This window comes from Enterococcus sp. RIT-PI-f (assembly GCF_001297065.1).
In the GTDB taxonomy this organism is placed as follows: domain Bacteria; phylum Bacillota; class Bacilli; order Lactobacillales; family Enterococcaceae; genus Enterococcus_D.
This window is the reverse complement of record NZ_LHOX01000012.1, coordinates 202,789-217,885: the sequence shown is the minus strand read 5'-3', so window position 1 is coordinate 217,885 and position 15,097 is coordinate 202,789. Positions and strand designations below refer to the sequence as shown.

General features: G+C 42.6%; 14 protein-coding genes. 12 read left to right on the top strand and 2 right to left on the bottom strand.

Features of this window, described 5'->3' with window-relative positions; all coding sequences use genetic code 11:
* The first annotated feature begins 184 nt into the window (after positions 1-184).
* The 5 genes from AEQ18_RS06330 to AEQ18_RS06310 all read left to right on the top strand — a co-directional run bounded on the left by AEQ18_RS06330 (position 185) and on the right by AEQ18_RS06310 (position 6,341).
* A complete protein-coding gene (locus tag AEQ18_RS06330) occupies positions 185-2,854 on the top strand; it encodes a sigma-54-dependent transcriptional regulator (RefSeq protein ID WP_054115527.1) in 2,670 nt (889 codons plus the stop codon).
* Positions 2,855-2,982: 128 nt separating this feature from the next.
* Positions 2,983-3,294, top strand: a complete 312-nt coding sequence (locus tag AEQ18_RS06325) for a PTS lactose/cellobiose transporter subunit IIA (RefSeq protein ID WP_054115526.1) — start codon at positions 2,983-2,985, stop codon at positions 3,292-3,294.
* On the top strand, positions 3,294-3,587 hold the full coding sequence (locus tag AEQ18_RS06320; protein ID WP_054115525.1) for a PTS sugar transporter subunit IIB: 294 nt from the start codon (positions 3,294-3,296) through the stop codon (positions 3,585-3,587). The genes AEQ18_RS06325 and AEQ18_RS06320 overlap by 1 nt, the downstream gene beginning before the upstream one ends.
* A 36-nt stretch (positions 3,588-3,623) precedes the next feature.
* Positions 3,624-4,889, top strand: coding sequence for a PTS sugar transporter subunit IIC (locus tag AEQ18_RS06315; RefSeq protein WP_235505496.1), 1,266 nt, complete (start codon positions 3,624-3,626; stop codon positions 4,887-4,889).
* Positions 4,890-4,892: 3 nt separating this feature from the next.
* The gene (locus AEQ18_RS06310; protein ID WP_054115523.1) at positions 4,893-6,341 is read left to right on the top strand and encodes a glycoside hydrolase family 1 protein; all 1,449 of its coding nucleotides are present in this window, start codon (positions 4,893-4,895) and stop codon (positions 6,339-6,341) included.
* Between the two features lie 88 nt (positions 6,342-6,429).
* Here the strand turns inward: AEQ18_RS06310 and AEQ18_RS06305 are convergent, their stop codons facing one another.
* On the bottom strand, positions 6,430-7,620 hold the full coding sequence (locus AEQ18_RS06305) for an AI-2E family transporter (protein ID WP_054115522.1): 1,191 nt from the start codon (positions 7,618-7,620) through the stop codon (positions 6,430-6,432).
* A 184-nt stretch (positions 7,621-7,804) separates the two neighbouring features.
* On the opposite strand from AEQ18_RS06305, the gene AEQ18_RS06300 reads away from it, so the two are divergent.
* Together AEQ18_RS06300 and AEQ18_RS06295 are read left to right on the top strand one after the other, a co-directional pair.
* Complete coding sequence (locus AEQ18_RS06300) at positions 7,805-8,008, top strand: DUF1659 domain-containing protein (RefSeq protein ID WP_054115521.1); 204 nt, start codon at positions 7,805-7,807, stop codon at positions 8,006-8,008.
* A gap of 33 nt (positions 8,009-8,041) precedes the next feature.
* Positions 8,042-8,254: a DUF2922 domain-containing protein gene (locus AEQ18_RS06295; protein ID WP_054115520.1), complete on the top strand. Its 213-nt coding sequence runs from the start codon at positions 8,042-8,044 to the stop codon at positions 8,252-8,254.
* Positions 8,255-8,366: 112 nt separating this feature from the next.
* On the opposite strand, the gene AEQ18_RS06290 is transcribed toward AEQ18_RS06295, so the two are convergent.
* Positions 8,367-8,750: a PaaI family thioesterase gene (locus AEQ18_RS06290; RefSeq protein ID WP_054115519.1), complete on the bottom strand. Its 384-nt coding sequence runs from the start codon at positions 8,748-8,750 to the stop codon at positions 8,367-8,369.
* Between the two features lie 177 nt (positions 8,751-8,927).
* Between AEQ18_RS06290 and menB the strand changes: the two genes are divergently transcribed.
* The 5 genes from menB to menH are packed head-to-tail and all read left to right on the top strand — an operon-like array spanning position 8,928 to position 15,080.
* Positions 8,928-9,743, top strand: coding sequence for a 1,4-dihydroxy-2-naphthoyl-CoA synthase (menB, locus tag AEQ18_RS06285; protein WP_054115518.1), 816 nt, complete (start codon positions 8,928-8,930; stop codon positions 9,741-9,743).
* Positions 9,743-11,194 carry an o-succinylbenzoate--CoA ligase gene (menE, locus tag AEQ18_RS06280; protein ID WP_054115517.1) on the top strand — a complete coding sequence of 484 codons (1,452 nt, stop codon included), beginning with the start codon at positions 9,743-9,745 and terminating at the stop codon, positions 11,192-11,194. Before menB ends, menE begins: the two co-directional genes overlap by 1 nt.
* Positions 11,187-12,551, top strand: a complete 1,365-nt coding sequence (locus AEQ18_RS06275; protein WP_054115516.1) for an isochorismate synthase — start codon at positions 11,187-11,189, stop codon at positions 12,549-12,551. Before menE ends, AEQ18_RS06275 begins: the two co-directional genes overlap by 8 nt.
* Entirely contained in the window at positions 12,544-14,253 is a 1,710-nt protein-coding gene (menD, locus tag AEQ18_RS06270; RefSeq protein WP_054115515.1) for a 2-succinyl-5-enolpyruvyl-6-hydroxy-3-cyclohexene-1-carboxylic-acid synthase, read from the top strand. The genes AEQ18_RS06275 and menD overlap by 8 nt, the downstream gene beginning before the upstream one ends.
* The gene (gene menH, locus AEQ18_RS06265) at positions 14,250-15,080 is read left to right on the top strand and encodes a 2-succinyl-6-hydroxy-2,4-cyclohexadiene-1-carboxylate synthase (protein WP_054115514.1); all 831 of its coding nucleotides are present in this window, start codon (positions 14,250-14,252) and stop codon (positions 15,078-15,080) included. The genes menD and menH overlap by 4 nt, the downstream gene beginning before the upstream one ends.
* The last annotated feature ends 17 nt before the right edge of the window (positions 15,081-15,097 follow it).

Here is a 15,097-nt window from a genome sequence, read left to right as displayed (position 1 = left end):
GTAACAACTATAAAACAACGACAAATACATCATCTGATGGGTGGTTTATTTGTCGTTTTATTTGTTATTTTACACGATAAAACAGGAAAAATAGCTTAAATTCTGATTGTTTTTTTAAGCGGTTGCAATTATAATGACACTTCATGAAGGCTTGTCTTCAAAAGTCTATAGGAGGACAATATCTATGACGAGAGAACAACGAATTCTTGATTTTATCAGACATTCTTCCAAAGATATGGATACGCATACAGTGGCGCAGGCACTTGATTTGGATCGTTCGAATGTATCGAGAATCTTAAATCAGTTGGTTGAACAAGGAACGATTCGCAAAATTGCGGGAAAGCCTGTTCTTTACAGGTATCAGTCTGATCAGCCGAAGAAAAAAGACATTGAACTATTTGAAGAATCAAACCCTTCTCTGAAAGGGCAAATCGATCAAGCCAAATCTAGTATTCTTTATCCACCGAATGGAATCAATGCACTTATCGTGGGGGAAACAGGCGTCGGTAAATCGCATTTTGCGCAGATGATGTATCACTTTGCACAAGATATGGCCATTCTAAAAAAAGATGCGCCATTTATTTTGTTTAATTGCGCGGATTATGCAAAAAATCCCGAGTTATTGATGGGGATCCTTTTTGGGGTCAAGAAAGGTGCCTATACAGGTGCCGATCAGGATAAACCTGGTTTGATTGAACAAGCGGATAAAGGTATCTTATTTTTGGATGAAATCCATAATTTGCCACAGCAAGGCCAAGAGATTCTATTTACGTTTATTGATCAAGGGGTTTATCGCCGTCTAGGTGAAAGTACTGGGCACAGAAAAGCTGCTGTGCGAATCATCGGTGCGACGAGTGAATCGATCATCTCCACATTGGTCCAACCGTTTCGCAGAAGAATGCCTATGTTGATTGAGATGCCTAATTTGGCGCATCGCTTAGAATCAGAACGGGCTGAATTGATCCAATTATTCTTCAATCAAGAAGCAAAAATATTGGATCAAGATATATATATATCCAAAGATGTATTCATATCGCTGCTTTTTTACCATTGTCCCAACAATATTGGACAACTAAAATCTGATATTCAATTGTTGTGTGCCAAAGCGTATTCAGATTATCTTTTACACAGAAAAAAAACCATTCAAATTGAAGCAACGGATCTTCCACCGGCCATTGCAGATGGCTTGTTGGATACTACGGAGCATCGTACATTACGTGTGAAATCTGACTATTTTTCCATGCAGAAACTATGTTTCAAACCTACAGACTCAGAGAACGAGCAGGATCACTCCATCTATTCTTTATTGGAGAATAAAGTGTCAGGTTTAAAAGAAGAATACCTAGGTACAGAAAAAATGAAAAAAATAGTGGAGCAAGAAATCGATAATTATTTTTCTGTCATTACGCACACAACATCGGGGATCAATATAGCACCTCTGGAATCGATCATTGACGAAAATCGATTCAACACGATCAAAAAAGTTGTTGAATTGGTTCATGAAGAATTACAAGTGAAATGGGATAAAAATATTGAAATGGGATTTATACTGCATCTGCATCATTTGATTGAGGGGGCAAAAAACAGTCAGTACAGTGGGCATTTTAATGAGGAAATCAATATTGATTATCAACTACACCATCGAAAAGAGTTTCTGTTGGCAGTTCGCTGTATCCAATTGATCAGTTTTGAGGAAAAAGTGCAGTTGCCTTATGAAGAGTCAAATAATCTTGTTTCTTTTTTTATCAATGCCTTTGAACAAAAAGCTGAGAAGAAAAAGCTGGTGCAAATTTTGGTGATTGCTCATGGTGAAAGTACAGCGACCTCCATGGCAAATACAGTCAATCAGTTGTTGAATACGCAAGCGGTGATGGCTTTTGATGCCCCTTTAAACAAGAATCCATCTTTGGTGATTGAAGAGGTAAAGAGATATCTACAGAGTAAAAATGCAGGTGAAGATATCCTATGTTTAGTGGATATGGGTTCTTTCATGCATATTTGTCCTGATTTGGAAAAACTACTGCAAGTTAAAGTGCTGGCCTTGCCTTTAGCTAGTACGCTTCACGTATTAGAAGCCACCCGAAAATCAATTATAGGAGAAGATGTGCTGAGTATCTACAATAGTTTGTTGTCCGTCAACTTTGAATTTTTCGGTTGTCATGAATATGACGATGGACGCGTACCTAGCAAAAACACCAGGTTGGTTAATATCAACAAACCAATCGCATTGCTGACTTGTTGCTTGACGGGTCATGGGACAGCCAAATATTTGAAACAAATCATTGAAAAATCACTGTTGTCAGATTTTCCTGAACTTACAGTTATTCCTTTGCAGATGGATCGGGATCAATTAAATCAAAATGAGTTGAAACGATTATCAGAACAATATGAACTTTTAGCCATCGTGTCGACATTTAAAGTGGATAGTTCTTTAAAACAATATTCAGTTTCAGATATTGTGAATGGACAGGGAATTGAGCAAATGAGAGAGCAAATCAATGAAGCGTTGATAGGTAATCAGATCAAACAATCGTTAGGGAATGAATTGAAGCATGTTGATGGTGCCATGCTTTTTGAAGATCTTTTGTCGATCAATCAAGCAATTGAACGCATATTAGCGGTTCAATTAACCAAAAATGAGTTGATTGGTGTGATCATGCATACAGCAATTTTGATTGATCATCTGAAACAAGGCATCAGATATCCAAGTACGAATCAACGGCGTACTGAAAGCTACCGCAAGGAATTGATCGACCTGCACACTTGCTTTTATCCACTTGAAAAGAAAGTCAGTGTAAAACTGACGGATGGTGAGCTGTTCCCTATTCTCGAATATTACCTGCACCTAAGGTAAGTATGTGTGTCCTCTTACGAGTGACACACATCTTTTTTTTTGACACACAAAACAAAATAACTGATCAATCTAGCTTTTGAAAAGTTGGCATGGTCTTTGCATATGTAAAAGCGTAGGAGGAGATAATAATGAATAACGAAATGAAAATCATGCAATTGATCGCACAAGGCGGGGATGCCCGCAGCTATGCTATGAAGGGTATCGCATTGGCACGCAAATCAAATATAACTGAAGCAAAAGCAGCCATCAAAACGGGACGGGATGCAGTGACGAAAGCCCATCACATACAAACAGAACTAATTCAAAAAGAAGCAAGTGGAGAAAAACAAGAGATCACGCTTTTAATGATTCACGCGCAAGATCACTTAATGAATGCAATGACCGTACTGGATTTAGCTGAAGAATTTATCTATGTGTATGAAAGAGAGGAAGCGAAATAATGAAAAAAATATTGTTGGTGTGTGCAGCTGGAATGTCTACAAGTCTATTGGTCAACAAAATGAAAGCTGAAGCGAGTCAGCAAGGAATTGATGTAGAAATCAAAGCAGTAGCGAAAGAAAAACTTGCTGAAAACATCGAAGGTGCGAATGTTGTCCTATTAGGTCCGCAAATCGGCTATTTGGAAGATGATTTCAAAGAAGCATACAAAGAGATGCAAATTCCTATTCGGGTCATTAACTCTATTGATTATGGCATGATGAATGGTAAAAAAATATTGGCAGAAGCCTTATAAGAAAGGAGTAAGCACATGGATGCCTTAATGCAAACAATGAATAAAAAATTAGCACCAATTGCCAAAGCATTTGATACAAATAGATATCTAGATGCAATAAAAAATGGGTTTTACGGGGTCATGCCATTCTTGATCTTAGGTTCATTTCTTTTGATATTCAGTAATTTGCCAATCAATGGCTACAGCGATTTTATGTCTGGGATATTTGGTGCATCATGGGACAGAGTGTTTACTATCCCGTATGAAGCCACTATGAGTATCATGACCTTGTATGTCATTATGGGCTCTGCGAAATCATTAGCCAAATTCTATGGTGTCAATGAATTGAATGGATCGATCGCTGGGGTGGTTTCCTTTATTATCTTGACGCCATTCATCTCAGCCAATGAGGCTACAGGGATTCCGACCGAAGCATTCGGGGCTTCAGGACTATTCCTAGGTATTATCACATCAATCATTACGGTGGAAATTTTACATTTTGTTGAAAGTAAAAATATTACCATCAAAATGCCTAGTAGTGTACCAGGAAATATTTCTAGTTCATTTACCTCGTTGATTCCCTCATTTTTTGTCATTATGGTCTTTACGATCGTACGGTTAGCCTTTGAAGCAACTGGTTTTGGCACGGCGCAGAATTTTATTTATCAAATCCTGCAGGCGCCATTGACCCACGTAGGCAGCTCATTGCCAGCAATGATTTTGATTAATTTATTTGCCTGTGTCTTATGGGCTTTTGGTATTCACGGTACAGTGATCATCGGAGCGATCATGGACCCAATTTGGTTATCATTGACTGCTGAGAACGCCGCGGCATACGCAAAAGGGGATACGATCCCAAACATCATCAATACGGAATTTCAATCGAATTTCGTGCAGCTTGGTGGAGCAGGGTGTACGCTAGGTTTGGTCGTTTGTATGGTGCTAGTTGCACGATCGCAACAATACAAAACATTAGGTAAATTAGCAATTGTTCCTAGCTTTTTCAATATCAATGAACCGGTTATTTTTGGTACACCAATTATTTTGAATCCATTGATGCTGATTCCTTTCGTGTTGGCGACATTAGCAGCTTTACTGGTTACTTACTTTGCGATGGCTACAGGTTTGGTGCCACCAACAAATGGTGCAAATCTGCCATGGACGATTCCGCCAATTATTTCTGGATTTCTGCTTTGCGGATGGAAAGGTGCGTTGTTGCAAGTTGTCACTACGCTAGGAACGACCGCTATTTGGTACCCATTCTTCAAACTTTCTGATAACCGTGCATTGGCGCTTGAAACGAACGTAGAGAGCGGGGAATAAAGAATGAAAAAAACAAAAAAAGAGTTTCCTGATACTTTTCTATGGGGTGGCGGCATTGCGGCAAATCAAGCAGAAGGTGCCTATGATGCAGCTGGCAAAGGATTATCTATTGCTGATTTTCATGCCTACCAGAAAAGTTTAAGTAAAGATGATCGATTGGAACATGCTACTTTGAGTGTATCTGACAAGATGTTCGAAACAAATCCGAATGCCTATTATCCCAAAAGATATGGTATCGACTTTTATCATCGTTTCAAAGAGGACATTCAATTATTCAAAGAATTGGGGCTGCAATGTTTTCGGACGTCATTTAACTGGACACGAATCTTCCCTAAAGGAATAGAAGATGTACCCAACGAAGAAGGATTGATGTTTTATGATGCACTGATCGATACCTTGTTAGAAAATGGCATTGAGCCAGTCATGACAATCTCTCATTATGAAATGCCTACCTATTTAGTTGAAGCTTATGGTGGATGGTTATCGAGAAAAACCATTGATGCGTATGAAACATTTTGTCAGGTATTGTTTGAGCGATACCATAAGAAAGTAAAGTATTGGATCACATTCAATCAAATCAATCTGCTCTCTTTCAATTCTTTGGGCTTCAAAGAGAGCCAAACAAGTAATATTTTGGAAGCAACGTATCAATCTGTCCACCACCAGTTTATTGCGCAAGCAAAAGCCAAAAAGTTAGCAAAAGCATATGGTGAAGACATCTTGCTAGGAACCATGCTTAGTGACAAAATCGCCCATCCAGCCACCTGTAAACCTGAAGATGTATTGTTTAGTTATCGAAAGAATCAAATGGAATATTTGTTTGGTGATGTCGCCATGCGAGGCTACTATCCAGGTTATGCTTTTCGATTTTTTGAAGAGAACCAATTAGACATCTCTATGACAGAAGAAGATGCTGTCTTGCTGCAAGAGAACACGATGGACTATTTGTCCTTTAGTTATTACTATACCAAAATCAATGATGCAGAAAAAAATAGTTTTTCGCCGATGGATAAATCCAAAAATCCATATTTGAAGTCGAGTGAATGGGGCTGGGAGATTGATCCGCTAGGGTTACGAACGGCACTCAACCAATATTATGATCGCTATCAATGTCCCTTATTTTTAACGGAGAATGGTATCGGGGCAACAGATCAAATCTCAGCTGACGGCGCGATCCATGATCCATACAGAATCGATTATTTGAAAAAGCATTTTGAGCAAATGAAAGAAGCGATCTACGACGGTGTAGATTTGATAGGGTATTGTTTATGGGCGCCTATTGATATCGTCAGTTGTTCTTCAGCTGAAATGGCAAAGCGATATGGCGTCATTCATGTCGATTTGGACAATGAGGGCAATGGCACTTTAGAAAGACGGAAAAAAGATAGTTTTTATTGGTATCAACAGGTCATTCAAACGAATGGGCATGAATTGAATGATCCACAGTACTAAGTGACCATACAAAAAGAGAGGGCAGCGACTGGCTGTCCTCTCTTTTTGTAATTAGGATGAACGCAATGCTCGAAGTGAGCCGATGTGTTTATTTTTTAGCGGCCTCATCTTCATCCCCTAAATAATCTTTACTCGTAAAGGCACTATGGAAGTATTTGCCTTCTTGACCATAATAACGATTATAGCGTTGCTTGAATTTGCGGAACAGATAAACCACCAATACTTTGATTAGGCAATAAATCGGAATACCGAAGATCACACCCACTAATCCCATCAAATCGCCCATGACCAATAAGACGACCAAAATTGTGATGGGATGGATTTTCAAGCGATCCCCCATGACACGAGGTACGACCAAATCGCCGTGCAGCAATTGGACTGCAAACCAGGCAATCAAAAACTTGATCAGCATACCCGTTGAATCTTGAGCAGCAATGAATAGCCCTGGGAAAAAGACGATAAATGGCCCGATATAAGGAATAATACATAAAATACCAGCGGCAATTGCGATGATACTTGCATATTCCAAGCCGATCAATAAGAAAACAACCCAATAGATCGCCCCTAGAATCAAAGAAGAAATGACCTGTCCCTTAAGGAATGCGCCGACTTGCAAATTAGAGATTTTTACAAGTTCGTTGAAATCTTTTCTAAAACGAGGTGGAATCAAAGATAGCGCCGAAAAATAGAATTTGTTGGGATTGCGCAGCAAGAAAAACGCAATGATTGGTCCTGTGAATAAGGCAATAAATAGGGTAGAAATCGTAGAGAAAAGACTACTCAATCCTGCAGCACCAGTTTGCCAATAGTCGCCAATAAAGGACATGATGTTGTTGGCAATATCTTGGAACGTATCCGTGATTTGACTCATTTCATCGTTAAATGGCGTGTTTGCCAAAAACGAGTCGGCATTGCGTTGGAAGTCATTGACTAGATCCGGCAAGTTGTTGATCAAATCTGTGGTTTGTTGTGCCAAAACAGGATACAGTTGAAAACCTGCAAAGACGATCAACAAAATAATGATCAGATAGATCCCTGCGATCGTGACCGTACGCGGTATTTTTGGTGCCAATCTATCCACGACTGGATTAAATAGATAATACAAAATCAGACCAAAAAGAAACGGTGGAATAATTGCTGTAATGATTGCTGTAAAGGGGGTAAACAAAAAAGATATTTGATTAAGTAAAAAGATAGCGATGGTACATAGAATAATCAAACCCAATACATAATAGCTGGTTTTGCCGCCTAAAAATTGAATCAAACGATTTTTTTTCATGATTTGCCTCACTTTCTATGCTTCATTATAGCGAATCTCGTTCATGATGTAAAAAAAGAGCGAGTCTTAGCAAAAATATTTTTACTTTGGCTTCTTCCCCTCGTTTCTATTGATGTAAGGGCGCCACTTACAGAGAAAAAAGCCAGAGAAAGAACCAAAGATCAATTGAAAGGAAGTGGAACGAATGAAAATCGGTACTACAACGAAGTTGGCGGTGCGGATCGACACACCTGATTCAGAAAAACCTGTCAATCAAACATTGAATCGTGTGAAGAACGGTGCCAGTGAAGCACAAATCGTTGCCGTTGGAGAGGCACTGACACAATTCTCAGCGACGGCAGCATTGTCCTCCGTCGTCGAAACGATCCAAAATGAATATGTCAAATAATCGTTGCTGAACAAGCACAGAAAGGAGCAGCCAATGAAGAAATTACACACGATTTTTTTGAACAGTGAAGGCAAGAAGCATACCTTGCAACCCAAAGTATTTGATGAAGTGATTTCGGCAGAACAAGTGCGACAAGGAATGGCATCTATCGCAGCGGTGGGGATTTTTGAAAGCAATGACATTCAGTATTACACAGAAGTGTCAGGGGCAAAGATCGTAGAAACGATTGAAACCAAATTGTTTTAAACAGAATCATGAAAAAACAGCGAAAAGGCAAAGTCCTTTTCGCTGTTTTCTTTTATGATACGAAAAGGGGATAACCATAGGTTGAAAGATGAAGAGAGGCAAGCAACTGGAATCAGCTGCTTGCCTTTCTTTTTTTCAAAGTGGTCAACGTGCAGCGACCAACTGCTGTTTTCGGCCCTTCTTTTTGCCAAATGGTTGCTTGCCAAGTTTGGATGCGGGCACCGATTTTGTCAGGTACTGCTTCAACGATCAGTACCCCTTCTTGCACAGCGGCTAAATGGTTGACTTGCAGATCAACACCAGCAGCAAAAGCATCGTCTGCGGCCAAAGTTTGATTGGCGCCGATGCTGCAGGCTGTTTCGATCAAGACACCATTGATACCACCATGAACGATCCCAAAAGGTTGTTTATGCGCTGCGCCGATTTCCATACGCAAACGGACATGCGCCGCTGTGGCTTCTTCGATCTCAATCCCTAATAGTTCAAGTAAGTTCATATTTATGGCCTCCTATTTTGTTTGATTATAGCATGTTTTACAACAGACTCGCCCACAGCGATCTAATAAACCCGTAACAATTTGGGTCAAAATAATTCTTGAAAGTAAAGCAATTTCCAACGAAAAGCACGGAGTTATGTGTATAATGGAACTATGTGAGTTGAGGAGGAAATTAGAATGAGAGAATGGAAATCCCTTAAAGAATACGATGAAATTTTATTTGAACAACACGGCAAAGTGGCGAAAATCACGATCAATCGTCCCCATGTACACAATGCCTTTACACCGAAAACGGTCTTTGAAATGATCGATGCGTTTTCAATCAGTCGTGATGAACCTGGTATTGGAGTGATTATTTTGACAGGCGCTGGCGACAAAGCTTTTTGTTCTGGCGGTGACCAAAAAGTTCGCGGACACGGCGGCTATGTTGGAGAAGACCAAGTCCCCCGCTTGAATGTGTTGGATCTGCAACGCTTGATTCGGACGTTGCCTAAACCTGTCATTGCGATGGTCAAAGGCTGGTCGATCGGTGGCGGGAATGTCTTGCAACTGGTTTGTGACTTGACGATTGCGGCTGAAAATGCGAAGTTTGGCCAAACAGGACCAAATGTTGGTAGTTTCGATGGCGGCTATGGTTCTGGTTATTTGGCGCGGACGATTGGCCATAAGAAAGCCAAAGAAGTTTGGTTCATGACCAAACAATACACAGCTGAAGAAGCTTTAGCAATGAACTGGATCAATACGGTTGTGCCTTTGGAAGAAGTCGAAGACGTGACGATGGAATGGGCAGAAACGATGTTGCAAAAGAGTCCTTTGGCACTACGCATGATCAAAGCTTCAATGAATGCCGATACGGACGGATTAGCCGGAATTCAACAATTAGCCGGAGATGCAACACTCTTGTATTACACTATGGATGAGGCAAAAGAAGGCCGCGATGCCTTCAAAGAAAAACGACAACCTGACTTCGATCAATTCCCTAAATTCCCATAATGGCAGGGAGTTGGCTGCAAAGGCAAGCGCAACTTCATCCAGAACGACCAGCTTTTTATTGGCAGAATAAAGGCTGGTCGTTTGCTGCCTTGCAAGCAGAAGTTCAGCAATATGCGGCGTATTATGAAGCCCATTTGATCGCCGCACAACGCGTAGCGATCTATAGTGAGAACAAACCGGAAATGGTCTTTACGATTTTGGCACTTTGGGCGTTAGGCATCGAGGTGCAGTGTTTGAATACACGTTTGACGAATAAAGAGCTGGCTTTTCAATTGCAAGATGCAGACTGTCAGCTGGTGATCACCGACAGCCGCCTTGATCTAGCAGATGTGCAGTTGCTGCCTTTTGGCAAAAAAAACGCTGTTGCTTTTGACATTGAGGATCGTCTGGTGTATCAATCCAATCAAATTGCATCGATCATGTATACCTCTGGGACTACTGGCAAACCAAAAGGGGTACCACAAACCTTTGGCAACCATCAAGCGAGTGCCAAAGCCACGCAGCAAAACCTAAGGATTTCAGAAGAAGATTGCTGGTTATGTGCTGTGCCCTTATATCACATCAGTGGATTGTCGATCGTGTTGCGGATGGTACAATTAGGTATCAGTATGCGTTTATACGACCGCTTTGACCCGAAAGCCATGGCGGCGGATCTAGCTAACAGCAAAGGAACTGTCGTTTCATTGGTGAGCAAAATGTTAAGAGATATGCTGCCTTATGTACCACAAGAAGGCTTTCTTGGATTGCGCTATATTTTGTTAGGTGGCGGCCCAATCGACCGCAGCTTGCTTGAACAATGTCAGCATAAACAGCTGTCAGTCATTCAATCCTATGGGATGACTGAAACCTGTTCGCAAGTGGTCGCATTGCCACCGGCTAAGGCAACTGCTAAACTAGGTGCATCGGGCATTCCTTTGAAGGGTGTCCAGCTGCAGATTGAAGATGCGAAACGTCACCCAGCCACAGCGATCAATGAAGCAAATCGCGTCGGAGAAATCTACTTAAAAGGGGCGGCTATTGTGTCAAGCTATCTCAATGCCCGCGGCTGCGAACAATGGAATCAAGAGGGGTGGTTTGCCACTGGGGATCTGGGATATCTCGATGAAGAAGGCTATCTCTATGTGGTGAGCCGCTCGAGTGAATTGATCATTTCCGGCGGTGAGAATATTTATCCGGCTGAAGTGGAACAAGCGTTGCAGCAACATCCGGCTGTTGCGGAAGCAGCTGTAGTCGGCCAAGACAATATCCAATGGGGGCAAGAAGCCGTTGCATTTGTGGTGTTGAAACAAGCTGTCTCCAAGCAAGCGTTGCTTGATTCTTTAGAAAATAGGCTTGCCCACTATAAATTTCCTCGCCACATTTATCAGATTGACGCATTGCCACGTACAGCAAGCGGCAAAATCATCAAACGGCGGTTGCTAAGTGAAGAAAGAGTGAACGAGATTGAATAGTAATGTTACAAAAGAATACCAACAAGCATTTGATGCTGGGAAAAGCTACTTTAGTACCTGTGAACAGATTGTCTGTGAAGATGTTTTAGCCATTTATACTGCGGCTGAATCGGCAAGAGGTGCCCGCTATTTTTGGCGCAACCCCGATCAAACCATGACGATTGCGGCTTTTCACTGGTTGGTTGACTATCAAAAACCAATGCTGGCGACATTTGATGGCATGCAAAAAGACTTGAGAGATAGCCATTATCAGTCTCAAATGGATGCCTGCCAAGCGCTATTGTTAGGCGGCTTTGCCTTTGATGAAACCCGTGCTCCGCAAGATGAATGGGCACAGTTGGGCAATGGCTTATTTGTTTTGCCAGAAATCATGATCAAACAAGAAGGCACCCAAACCTGGGCCGTGTATACTGTCAAAGCAACCAATGAAGAACAACGGGCAGCCAAAGTTGCGGCCTTACAAGAACAAGTCATGCAGTGGATCGACAGTAGCCGCTTTGGTGAAGCAGCCGCACCATATGCAGTGACTGGACAAGTAGAAGTTGCAGTACCAGAATGGCTGCAAGCCGTTGAAGAGAGTGTCCAAGCAATCAAAGACCCAACAATAGATTTGACAAAAGTCGTTTTGGCACGACAAATGCGTTTAACGACAACGGAGACCATTCGCAGCGAAGCGGTATTGGCGCACCTAAGCCAACAACAACCAAATACGTATGTATTTGCTTTGGAACAAGGCGATACCTTTTTTATCGGTGCCACACCAGAACGCTTGTTAAAAGCCACAGTTGATCATTTCGAAACGGTGAGTATTGCGGGTTCAGCCCCTAGAGGGCAGACGAAAGCTGAGGACCAAGTTCTTGCTGAGGCGCTCTTGCAAGACCCTAAAAACACCCATGAGCATCAAGTAGTGGTCGATCGATTGGAACATGCGTTGGCCACCTTGATTGACGGCGGCTTCCATTCTGAAGAACGCGCTGTGATCAAGAACCGTGATATCCAGCATTTGTTCCTTCCATTAAAAGGAAAACGTCAAGCAGCTGTTTCTTTTTTAACGGCTGTTCAAAAACTGCATCCAACACCAGCTTTAGGCGGAGAGCCGAAAACAGCTGCTGTTCAGTGGATCAAAGACCATGAACCGAGTAGTCGGGGCATGTATGGTGGTCCCTTTGGTTGGCTCGGCATCCAAGAAGATATCGGCGAGTTTGCGGTGGCGATCCGGTCAGGTGTTGTGACCCAAAACAGAGCGACTTTGTACGCGGGCTGTGGTATCGTTGCAGATTCGCAAGCTTTTGCTGAACAGCAAGAAACGCGCTTGAAATTTCAACCAATGCGAAGGGGGATCATCGGAGATGTCTAATCAAGAAGTGATGACTGATTATTTGTTGGCAGCTATTGAGGGGCTAAAAGCGGCGGGCGCAAAAAGGGTTGTCATCAGCCCTGGATCTCGATCAACACCCTTGGCTTTGTTATTGCACCGCGATCCAGATATGGCTTGTTTTGTCGATGTCGATGAACGGTCTGCGGCTTTTTTTGCGCTGGGGATGACCAAAGTTGACGATGCCCCAACAATTTTATTGTGTACATCTGGCACGGCAGCTGCCAATTACTATCCGGCGATATGTGAAGCAGAAGCAGTCAATCTGCCGCTGATCGTATTAACTGCGGATCGGCCGCCTGAATTAAGAAATGTCGGTGCACCGCAAGCCATGGATCAACAACAGTTATATAGTTCCCATGTCAAAAAAATGATTGAAATGACGGTGCCTGAAAACCAGCCGAACATGTTGCGCTATAGTTTTTGGCAAGCTGCCACAAGTGTGACAGAAGCCACGAAACACCCTAAAGGCCCAGTCCATCTCAATTTTCCATTAAGAGAACCTTTGCTGCCAGATTTTGGGCGAAAAAGCCAGTCAAATCAGCCTTTCGTATATATTGAGCCAATTAAACAGCTCACAAAAGAAATGAGCCAGTACATGTTGCCTCAGTTGCAAAAGAAAGGTGTCATCATTGTAGGGGAGAGCGTGACGATAGACCAAGCCAAGCATTTGCGCCATTTCGCAGCAAAAGTTGGTTGGCCGATCATTGGCGATCCGTTGACAAATTTAGCGACGTGCGGTGTAAAAGCCGGAACGTTTATGAGTCAAGCCGATCTCCTGTTGCCACATCTAGATGAAGCATTTCAGCCAGAAGTTGTATTGCGTTTTGGCCGCATGCCCGTGACCAAAAATGTCCTTTTGTGGTTGAATCGTCTGCCTGAATCCACCACTTGGCTCTTTGTTGATGCCTCTGGTCAATGGCAAGATCAATTACAACGGGCGAATTATTTGATTGAAGCAGACATCGTTGCTTTCACAGCACACTGGCAAGACCAGCAATTTAAGATCGATCATGATTGGATCAACCAATGGCAAAAGGTACAAACGATTGCGGATCAGATCATCGCAAGTCAATTTGCCCATCATCCTTTTGATGAAAGTCAATCCGTGCGCATGTTGCAACAGACTTTGCCAACGGATGCCCAGATTTTATTGGCCAATAGCAACGCCATACGGTTCTTCGATCGATTTGGTAGTGAAACGACCACCTCATATCAGGTGTATGGCAACCGGGGCGTCAATGGCATCGATGGTTTGATCTCGACGGTTGCGGGGATTGCCATGACGAGCAAGAAACCGACCTATCTATTGATAGGTGATTTGGCCTTCTATCACGACATGAATGGCTTGCAATTGTTGCGGCAATATCACTTGCCGGTGACGATCATCTTGTTGAACAACAATGGTGGGGGTATTTTTTCTTTCTTGTCACAGAATAGTTTGGCACCAGAAGATTTTGAACCGTTATTTGGCACTCCTTTGCATCTGGATTTTCAAAAAGCAGCAGCGCTTTTTGAAGCTGACTGGATGTTAGCGGAAAGCGCAGCAATGTTCCAAGAGCAAATCACAGCTTCAATTGATCAGCCAAAATTTCAAATCATTGAAGTCCGCGGTATGCAAAAAGATCCCGTCTTTCTTTGGGAAAAATGCCAACAGTTGTTTGCTGAGGAGTGGTCAAAATGAAGCAGCAAATCCGCGGTATCTATTACGCGTATCGTTGGCAGCATCCGTACAATGATCAGCTGCCAACAGTGGTTGCGCTGCATGGTTTTACCGGTTCCAGCGAAACCTTCATCCCTATGTTTGGGCAGGCGCAAAACTACAATATCTTGATGGTTGATTTAATCGGGCATGGGCAAAGTACTGTGTATGCACATCCATTGCGCTATGAAGTCCCGCAACTGGTCGCTGATTTGGCCGCGCTGCTGACAGCGTTAGCTGTGCCAACGTATATTCTCTATGGCTATTCAATGGGCGCTAGAGTGGCTTTGGCTTGGACGGTGCTTTATCCAGATGCGGTTGCAGGATTGATCATGGAAAGCGGCTCGCCAGGCTTGGCCACAACTGCTGAAAGAACGCTGCGCTTCAAGCAAGATCGCCGACTCGCGATCAAACTGATGCAAGAACCATTGACAGCATTTGTGGATTATTGGCAAGCACTGCCGCTATTTGCCAGTCAAAAAGCATTATCTGATGACCAGCAAAAAGTGGTGCGGCAAGGACGATTGCAGCAATCGTCTTTTGGGTTAGCGATGAGTCTGGCATATGGAGGCACAGGAAAGCAACCGAGTTATTGGGATGCCCTCGCAACGATTCATTGTCCAATCCTTTACTTAGCTGGTGAAAAGGACAAGAAGTTTCAAGAAATTGGTCTAAAAATGAAGGATAAGCAACCACATATCAGCTATCAACTGATTCCAGAAGCGGGGCATTGTATTCATTTAGAACAGCCGGTCATGCTTTTGCAACACATCAATCAGTGGGTTTCGCAGATTGAGAGCACAACATAGAAAAGAAGGGGGCGACG

Coding starts and splice junctions, on each gene's coding strand:
- menE (WP_054115517.1), top strand. CDS start 9,743: ATGGCAGGGAGTTGGCTGCAAAGGCAAGCGCAACTTCATCCAGAACGA.
- AEQ18_RS06295 (WP_054115520.1), top strand. CDS start 8,042: ATGAAGAAATTACACACGATTTTTTTGAACAGTGAAGGCAAGAAGCAT.
- AEQ18_RS06330 (WP_054115527.1), top strand. CDS start 185: ATGACGAGAGAACAACGAATTCTTGATTTTATCAGACATTCTTCCAAA.
- AEQ18_RS06310 (WP_054115523.1), top strand. CDS start 4,893: ATGAAAAAAACAAAAAAAGAGTTTCCTGATACTTTTCTATGGGGTGGC.
- AEQ18_RS06315 (WP_235505496.1), top strand. CDS start 3,624: ATGAATAAAAAATTAGCACCAATTGCCAAAGCATTTGATACAAATAGA.
- menB (WP_054115518.1), top strand. CDS start 8,928: ATGAGAGAATGGAAATCCCTTAAAGAATACGATGAAATTTTATTTGAA.
- menD (WP_054115515.1), top strand. CDS start 12,544: ATGTCTAATCAAGAAGTGATGACTGATTATTTGTTGGCAGCTATTGAG.
- AEQ18_RS06325 (WP_054115526.1), top strand. CDS start 2,983: ATGAATAACGAAATGAAAATCATGCAATTGATCGCACAAGGCGGGGAT.
- AEQ18_RS06300 (WP_054115521.1), top strand. CDS start 7,805: ATGAAAATCGGTACTACAACGAAGTTGGCGGTGCGGATCGACACACCT.
- AEQ18_RS06305 (WP_054115522.1), bottom strand. CDS start 7,620: ATGAAAAAAAATCGTTTGATTCAATTTTTAGGCGGCAAAACCAGCTAT.
- AEQ18_RS06290 (WP_054115519.1), bottom strand. CDS start 8,750: ATGAACTTACTTGAACTATTAGGGATTGAGATCGAAGAAGCCACAGCG.
- AEQ18_RS06320 (WP_054115525.1), top strand. CDS start 3,294: ATGAAAAAAATATTGTTGGTGTGTGCAGCTGGAATGTCTACAAGTCTA.
- menH (WP_054115514.1), top strand. CDS start 14,250: ATGAAGCAGCAAATCCGCGGTATCTATTACGCGTATCGTTGGCAGCAT.